Source organism: Ruminococcus sp., assembly GCF_024691275.1.
Classification (GTDB): Bacteria; Bacillota; Clostridia; order Oscillospirales; family Ruminococcaceae; genus Ruminococcus.
In genome coordinates this window covers 22,300-29,737 of the sequence record NZ_JAILNU010000093.1, presented here as the reverse complement: position 1 = coordinate 29,737, position 7,438 = coordinate 22,300, and the positions used below count along the sequence as shown (strand labels likewise).

8 protein-coding genes and 1 pseudogene are annotated in these 7,438 nt (G+C 44.4%); 7 read left to right on the top strand and 2 right to left on the bottom strand.

Features of this window, described 5'->3' with window-relative positions:
* From K6G33_RS11440 to K6G33_RS11420, 5 genes and pseudogenes are all read left to right on the top strand, one after another.
* Nucleotides 1–240: pseudogene (locus K6G33_RS11440) on the top strand (ATP-binding protein); the annotation flags it as partial.
* Complete coding sequence (locus K6G33_RS11435) at nucleotides 233–886, top strand: RloB domain-containing protein (protein ID WP_296779570.1); 654 nt, start codon at nucleotides 233–235, stop codon at nucleotides 884–886. The pseudogene K6G33_RS11440 and the gene K6G33_RS11435, both read left to right, overlap by 8 nt.
* A 216-nt stretch (nucleotides 887–1,102) precedes the next feature.
* Nucleotides 1,103–1,318 carry a hypothetical protein gene (locus K6G33_RS11430; RefSeq protein WP_296779567.1) on the top strand — a complete coding sequence of 72 codons (216 nt, stop codon included), beginning with the start codon at nucleotides 1,103–1,105 and terminating at the stop codon, nucleotides 1,316–1,318.
* The gene (locus K6G33_RS11425) at nucleotides 1,315–2,439 is read left to right on the top strand and encodes a recombinase family protein (RefSeq protein ID WP_296779564.1); all 1,125 of its coding nucleotides are present in this window, start codon (nucleotides 1,315–1,317) and stop codon (nucleotides 2,437–2,439) included. Before K6G33_RS11430 ends, K6G33_RS11425 begins: the two co-directional genes overlap by 4 nt.
* A gap of 12 nt (nucleotides 2,440–2,451) precedes the next feature.
* Nucleotides 2,452–3,045 carry a FlxA-like family protein gene (locus K6G33_RS11420; RefSeq protein WP_296779562.1) on the top strand — a complete coding sequence of 198 codons (594 nt, stop codon included), beginning with the start codon at nucleotides 2,452–2,454 and terminating at the stop codon, nucleotides 3,043–3,045.
* A 247-nt stretch (nucleotides 3,046–3,292) separates the two neighbouring features.
* Here the strand turns inward: K6G33_RS11420 and K6G33_RS11415 are convergent, their stop codons facing one another.
* Both K6G33_RS11415 and K6G33_RS11410 read right to left on the bottom strand, forming a co-directional pair.
* Nucleotides 3,293–4,129 (bottom strand): hypothetical protein, encoded by an 837-nt coding sequence (locus K6G33_RS11415; protein WP_296779559.1) that lies wholly within the window; start codon nucleotides 4,127–4,129, stop codon nucleotides 3,293–3,295.
* A 6-nt stretch (nucleotides 4,130–4,135) separates the two neighbouring features.
* Nucleotides 4,136–4,561 carry an SMI1/KNR4 family protein gene (locus tag K6G33_RS11410; RefSeq protein ID WP_296779556.1) on the bottom strand — a complete coding sequence of 142 codons (426 nt, stop codon included), beginning with the start codon at nucleotides 4,559–4,561 and terminating at the stop codon, nucleotides 4,136–4,138.
* Nucleotides 4,562–5,086: 525 nt separating this feature from the next.
* Here K6G33_RS11410 and K6G33_RS11405 point away from each other — a divergent pair.
* On the top strand, nucleotides 5,087–5,953 hold the full coding sequence (locus K6G33_RS11405) for an alpha/beta hydrolase (RefSeq protein WP_296779553.1): 867 nt from the start codon (nucleotides 5,087–5,089) through the stop codon (nucleotides 5,951–5,953).
* A gap of 16 nt (nucleotides 5,954–5,969) precedes the next feature.
* Entirely contained in the window at nucleotides 5,970–7,412 is a 1,443-nt protein-coding gene (locus K6G33_RS11400) for a hypothetical protein (RefSeq protein ID WP_296779551.1), read from the top strand.
* The last annotated feature ends 26 nt before the right edge of the window (nucleotides 7,413–7,438 follow it).

Here is a 7,438-nt window from a genome sequence, read left to right as displayed (position 1 = left end):
ATATTCCTTGATGCTTCTTTGTTCAGACGTGACGAGATCAAATTTGTTGAGCGTGACGACGATACCAACCACAGTGTTCATTATGCACTCTCAGACTTCAAGACTGCTGACGGTATCCGCAAGGGCGAGGATTATATGAATAATTATTTTGTCAACAGATATGGTGCTATCAAAGAAGTCGATTTCTCTGATTTTATCGAGCAGATGATAAAAGGTAAAGAGGTGGCGGCAAATGATTGAGAGAAAGGAAACAAGACAGTACACCTTAACCGTTGAGGGCGAGACTGAGAAAATGTATTTTGAATGGCTTCAGAAAGAAATAAACACTTCTGAAAATGCAAGATACAAGGTAAAGATCAACGCAAGTATTCAGCAGTTCCCACTCTCGTATATCAAAAAGCTAAACACCAAGTCTACGCCTTCTGTGGTTCACATCTGTGATGTTGAGGGTAAATCAGCTGAGAATATTGAAAAGTTTCATAGTGTGCTGTCACAGTTAAAGGAAGCCAAAGAGCAGAAACATATAGAATACGGGCTTGGATATACAAACCTGACTTTTGAACTTTGGATGATACTGCATAAAAAAGATTGCAATGCTCCTTTTTCCGACAGGTCTCAATATCTTACACCGATCAACTCAGCTTATAACGAAAAGTTCAATTCACTGAAAAGCTACAAGGAAGAACGCAATTTTAAACGGTGTCTCTCAAAGCTTAGTCTATCTGATGTAAAAGATGCTGTCAGGAGATCAGAGAAGATCACCCGAAATAATAAAGAGATAGGAAATCCTCAGAAAAGCTATAAGGGCTTTAGGTATTATCAGGATAACCCCTCACTATCAATTTGGGAGATAGTTGAAGAGATACTTACAGAGTGCATACAATAGCATATCACATAGCAGTCCTTTCGGGGACTGCTTTTTCATTTTTCCAGTGCAAATTACACCGGGGAAAACCGAAAATCATTCCAAAGTTCGTGCGCATTGAATCTGGACTTTTACTATCGGTGCGCGCTATAATATTATCAGCCGATGGAATTCGGCAGAAAAACAGAAATATAAAAAGATAGAAAGCAGGGGAAGTACCTGCTATGGAGGGACAAAATGACATCAGAAAGAAAAAGAACGAATGTCACACAAAATGCGACTAAACAGGAGATCGGGGCGGCTTTGAAGCTCATCGGTCTGTTGTACGAACAGGGTGAGATACCCAAACACGTTTACCGCAACATTTGCAATGAGTATTACGGCAAAGGGCTTGACAATGGCGCAGATGCGCGCTATACTATACCACACACAGAAGATAAGGAGGTGGTATGATGTACGGATATAATGCGGTAGCTGTGCCGAAGAATGTGGTCATCTATGCAAGAGTTTCCACTGAGCACGAGGCTCAGCTTTCGGCTCTGGAAAATCAGCTGGACTGGTACAAGCCGTTGCTTGAACAGCATCCTGAATGGACGCTTGTGCGCAGTTATGTTGACGAGGGTATCACGGGAACATCGGCGAAGAAACGTCCGCAGTTCATGCAGATGCTCAGTGATGCAAAGAAAGGCGACTTCAATCTGATACTTACCCGTGAGGTATCACGTTTTGCACGAAACACGGTTGACACTCTGCAATACACCCGTGACCTGAAAAGGCTGGGAGTGGAGGTGTTCTTCATCAACGATAACATCAGGACATTTGACGGTGACGGCGAGCTTCGTCTGACCATAATGGCGACACTTGCTCAGGACGAGAGCCGAAAGACTTCTATCCATGTGAAAAGCGGTCAGCAGACATCTATGGAGAACGGCGTGTATTACGGCAACGGAAATATCCTTGGCTATAACAGAGTCGGCAAAGAACTTGTTATTGATCCCGAGCAGGCTAAGACAGTGCGGAAGATATACGACTGGTATCTGGACGGTATGGGTGTCAGACAGATTCAGTTCGAGCTTGAAAAAGAGGGTGTACTCACTGCTATGGGCAAGACCAGGTGGTACGAATCCAACATCAGCAAGATACTCAAAAATCCGTTCTACGCAGGTATACTGGAGTACCACAAGCAGTTCACTCCCGACTTTCTTGAACAGAAGAAGATCAACAATTTCGGTGAGATAGATAGGCTGCGAGTTGATGGCAGACACGAGCCTATCGTTACGCTGGAGGAATTCAACAGGGTGCAGGAGATAATGGAAAGTAAAAGACTGAAAAATCCTGCCAACAAGACAGGACGCAAGGAAAAAGGTAAGAAGCCCGTTTCGGACGTATGGTGCAGACTGCTGGTATGCTCCTGCGGATGCACATTCAACCGCAAGGTATGGCACACCACATCAAAAGGTACGCAGTATGGGTATATGTGCTACTCGCAGATACGAAACGGAACTATACGGACAAGGCTGAAAAAGGGACTGCCTACGGACGGTATTTGCACCTCGCAGATGATACCGGGCTAGAAGTTACAGTTCATGGCGAAGAACCTGTTTCGTGAGTTTCTGAGGAACACCGACAGGATACTTGACATCGCCGAGGAGATGCTTGAAAAACATATCGACGATGAAGAGGTCGTTGAGGATAATACCGAACTCATCGCACAGAAAAAGGCTGAGCTTGAAAAAATGGAAAAGCGTTTGAACAAACTGATCTCCATGAGGGCTGACGATGAGATAACGAAAGAGCAGTTCATGAACATGAAGTCGGAAGTCGATACGCAGATAGCTTCTTTGCAGGAGCAGATATGCGAGCTTTCGCCTACGGAGAAAGTCACAGAGACAAGTGATGTTCCCGACTACGACGAGCGAATAACTCTGCTGAGGTATGCTCTTGAACGGTACACGAATTTCGACTCAGACGAGGATATTCCCGAGGCAGTTATCGAAGCATTTGTTGAAAAAATAGTGGTGAATGAGAACTCCTTCGATTGGTATCTGCACTTCTCGGGCGATGACAAAACTCCGAAAACGTGCAATGTGGAGGGTGACAAAAAAACCCATAAAATCGAGCTTTTCGGGGCGTCTTATGCGCCTGCGTTGGTGGAGGGCTGCTCAGGCTGCAATCGCTGACAAGAAGTAATTTAAGTATATATAAGTATACCTATTAAACGTTTTTAACGTTATGTGCTCATACGGATAAAAGAGTCCCTCACAGTTTCGGCTGTGAGGGATTTTTATTGTTTTATCATATGAACTATGCTATAACAATACATAGTAAATCACTATGATAAGAAACAACCATAGTATCAATACTTATCTCTTTCATTCGCTTCGGCTGGAAGGGACTGGAACGTGATATGTAATGGCGCTAAATTATCTACTTGTCATTTGATTTTTTACCTCTTATATATTTTGGTTTCTTTTTTAATATTCGACCATTTTTTGTATTATAATGTTGTTCATGCGCTTTTACTTCATGCTCATCTGGTGATTTGCGAGGTGAGTTGTCAGCTGTAATATCTTCTTGTTTAGAATCATATTCATTATCTAAGTTATCAAATTCATCATTACTTGAAGGTGGATAATCATTATTAACTTTATCACTTTGAGAACCAGTACTATTTTTAGCCTTTTTGGAAACATACAAAATCGCTACTATTGCTATATATTTTTTGTGTTCGACTATCCGGGAGCATACTGGCTTAAATTTTTTATATGTTTTCCCTAGTTTTTCTTTTGCACGAGCTAAGAATCCTTTTTCTGACAATTTCGTTTTAGGCGGCACATTTTTCAACATATCAGAAATCTCTATAATTGGATTGCTAAGATCAATAACTTTACATGGTATATATTTCCCCTCACCAAAATCAATGTACTGATGTGTTACAGGATCATAATACCCATTTGATGCTTTACGATAATCACCTTTATGTGCTTCTTTATGTTCTGGCTTTGATAAAAATTGGATATTTGCCGAATCGCCTTGGAATTCAGGATATGCTTCAACACTTTTCATATGATGACCGTCAAATGCTTTCCCATCATTTATATCGTTCGGGTCATCGCTATGATAATATGCTCTGCCTAATTCAAGTATTTCCTTTTGCTGTTCTTGAGTCCAATCTCGAGTTCCTTTTCCTATACGAATTCGTTCTTGCTCTTCTTTCCATGCTTGTCTAACGGCTTTATTCGCTTCAGCAGTTCTATTTGACATAGAGGATCACTCTCCTATTCCAAGAATGGCATAAAGATCATTTACAAATGCAAAGAAATCATCATACACTTCATCATCTTCGATTCTTCCTGCCTCCTGATTAAATATAGACACTGTTTCTGATTCTTTTTTTATGAGCACAGGGTCGCCATTGGACAAGGCACCAATTACAATATAGTCGTCATCAGGTCTGCTATCATCATTTACGTCTATCAATGGCTTATGCGCTATACCATAAAATTGAACACCAGCTGGTAAATAGCATTCTCCACCATCAGAAAATAGCAGCCACTCTCTGAATTTTGAAGGCAATTTGAGACTATTTTTTTTCTCAAAATCATAAATTTGTTCTTCTTTAACTCCTTCTAAAAATTTCATTTGACCTTGTTTTTTCAGTAAGTCAATAATAAGCTTTAATTCATCTGACATCATGCAATTCACTCCTTTTCATAACTACTTATAATGATTTTTCTTTTATTATATTATAATTGATTAATTTCTTCTTTTCAATACAATCTTATTAATTTATATATAAGCTGTTATCAGAATAACACTTGATAAGTGACAGATGGGCAGTATCAATTTTTCCGTCGAATAAATATAAAAATACGCCTCCACAGACCTAACTGCGGAGGCGTTCTTATGCTCAAAAGCCGCACAGGTACTTTGGGAAGCATACCCGATGCTGCTTCTTTGCCGTTAACAAACTGTCGGAGCGCACTAAAAAGCAGCCGACGTGTTCATTATTCAGACAAATTTTCCATCGTCAATATACCACAGCTCTCGAAAAATAGCAAGGCGTTTTTTGTTAATCATTTTGCATTTATTGCTGACCACCTCTTGCTATCATTTAGCTCCGCTTAATACCATTTATTGCGCCATTTGCTCTCAGCCTTGACACTTATCGCCCATACTGATATAATGTAATAGAATAAACATTTGTTAAGGAGGAGCACTATGTCGATAAACAGTATCATATTCAAGAAAATGTGTGCCCGCAGCGATGCTGTCAGAGATGCAGGTCTCACAACACCGCCTGAAATAGAACGCTTTGATGATATACAGTACGGAAACGATCCCAAGTGGCAGGTGCTTGACGTGTACCGTCCGAGGGCAGAAAAAGGCAGACTGCCCGTTATTGTCAGCTTCCACGGCGGCGGCTGGATATACGGCGACAAGAACGTCTACCAGTTCTACTGCATGGATCTGGCAATGCGCGGATTCGCAGTTGTGAACTTCTCATACCACCTTGCCCCGAGACACCGCTTCCCAACACAGTTCGAGGACGCTAATGCAGTATTTGTATGGCTCATGGAAAATGCCGAAAAGTACGGATTTGATACGGAAAACATCTTTGGTGTCGGCGATTCCGCAGGAGCAATGGGCATTGCTCTGTATTCATGCATACTCACCAACAGCGAATACGCGAAGAACTACAGCTTCACCCCGCCTGCGGGGCTTAAAATAAAGGGGCTCGGACTTAACTGCGGCATCTACAGCATGAACGATCCCGAGCTTGTAGGCGGTATCAAGGACTTTATTCCAAAAGATCAGTTCCCTGCTATACTGCCTGTACTGAATATCCCCGACAAGATAACGAGCTCGTTCCCACCCTGCTATATACTCACAGGGAATGCCGATTTTCTCCGCAATGAGCCTGACGCGCTCATAAAAGCCCTCGAAAAGTCAGGGGTAAGGTACGGCTACAAGCTCTACGGAGATGATGCGCACCCACTGGGACACGTTTTCAACTGCAATATAAAGTCAGAAGCCGCAAAACAGGCAAATGACGACGAATGTGATTTCCTGCGATCACTGATATAACAATAAGGAGGCTGCCATGGAAAAGATATACAGCGTTCATCTGGGCAGAGCAAAATGCGCTCTGGATCTTGGCGACGGCAGCGAACGCGGCGAATACGTAGATCAGGACTATATCCTCAGCCGCCTTGGCAGACCTCACCGCAGTATCAGTCTCATGTACTGCTATTATCCGCTGGATAAGGAATTCCCTGCGCGTATATCCGAGGCGCTCCGCGGCAGCAAGGTCGCCTTCCAGTGGGACTACCCCTATGATGACTACTTCCCATATCTTGGCGGACTCGGCGGCAGTACCGACGGCGAGCCTTTCACCTTTATGCGCGATATACGCCGTCACGGTCAGGACATTACCCTGACCCTTACCATAGACCCTGCGGTCTCCGACGAGCATCTTGCGGCTATCGGCGATGACCTTCGCAGCTTCGGCAGGCTTTTCCTGCGCATCAACCATGAAGCTACGGGAAACTGGTTCGCGTTCAACAAGAGAGCGTCCTATCAGGAAGTGGCGGACTTCTACTGCCGAGCCGTTCGCATTATCAAGGCTCACGCCCCGAATGTGCAGACTGTACTCTGCATAGGCGGCATAGAAGACCAGAATGCTGCGGAAATGGTCAGAGAAAAGGAGTTCGCACAGGCTGTCCGCGAAACGGATATATGGTCTGTTGACAAATACATGGCGCTGAACTGGGGCTTTCCTTACGAAATGGCTGAGGACGGCGCAGAAAGCTTCTTCCGCTCGTCTGTGAACGAGGTATACGAGCTGTCCCGATGCAGCTTTGAACGCTTCACGTACCTGAACGGCGGCAAGCCAAAGCCTATGGTCATATCTGAGTTCAATGCGGACGGCGACGTTACGGGGCCCTATGAGCAGGCGGAAATGCTCAGGCTTTTCTGCAACAAGCTCACCGAGGACAGCGCCGACTGGCTCACGGGCTTTACATTATATCAGTTCCGTGACCGCGGCAGGCTCGGACTTGAGATGCAGGATCCAAACAACCCAAATGTGGGCATAGAACAGCCCGTTTTCCGCACATACAGGGAGATACTGCACGAAGAACGGTTTCTGCCGTCAATGGAGCTCGGCAATGAACAGCAGCTTCCCGTGAAGCTCCGCTGGGGCAGCTCCGAGGACGCGGAGGGCATAGCGATACCGCTCCACTTTGATGCGCCGCCCCATTTCTGCGAGCTTATCTTCGACGACAGCTCAAACCTTATGATAGAGCTGAACGGACGCTGGTTCTACAGATCACCACAGGCAAAAGTCATCGACCTTATGCCTGCATTCTTCGAGAAGCCCATAAAAGCTCCTGCGGATATGACACTGAAAATATTTGCACCTCCCGCAAGCGGTGAGAACGACATCTCACAGCCTGACGGGATATACAATTACTATTATATACTGGAGAAGCTCCCGAGGATACTCATAAGGACTTCTCCCACCAGTCCCAGCAAGGACAGATAAACAGCCGCACAGCGGCAGAACAGAGG

Excerpts from the sequence above, each read along its gene's own strand:
- K6G33_RS11435 (WP_296779570.1), top strand. The coding sequence starts at position 233 with ATGATTGAGAGAAAGGAAACAAGACAGTACACCTTAACCGTTGAGGGC.
- K6G33_RS11405 (WP_296779553.1), top strand. The coding sequence starts at position 5,087 with ATGTCGATAAACAGTATCATATTCAAGAAAATGTGTGCCCGCAGCGAT.
- K6G33_RS11410 (WP_296779556.1), bottom strand. The coding sequence starts at position 4,561 with ATGATGTCAGATGAATTAAAGCTTATTATTGACTTACTGAAAAAACAA.
- K6G33_RS11420 (WP_296779562.1), top strand. The coding sequence starts at position 2,452 with ATGGCGAAGAACCTGTTTCGTGAGTTTCTGAGGAACACCGACAGGATA.
- K6G33_RS11425 (WP_296779564.1), top strand. The coding sequence starts at position 1,315 with ATGATGTACGGATATAATGCGGTAGCTGTGCCGAAGAATGTGGTCATC.
- K6G33_RS11430 (WP_296779567.1), top strand. The coding sequence starts at position 1,103 with ATGACATCAGAAAGAAAAAGAACGAATGTCACACAAAATGCGACTAAA.
- K6G33_RS11400 (WP_296779551.1), top strand. The coding sequence starts at position 5,970 with ATGGAAAAGATATACAGCGTTCATCTGGGCAGAGCAAAATGCGCTCTG.
- K6G33_RS11415 (WP_296779559.1), bottom strand. The coding sequence starts at position 4,129 with ATGTCAAATAGAACTGCTGAAGCGAATAAAGCCGTTAGACAAGCATGG.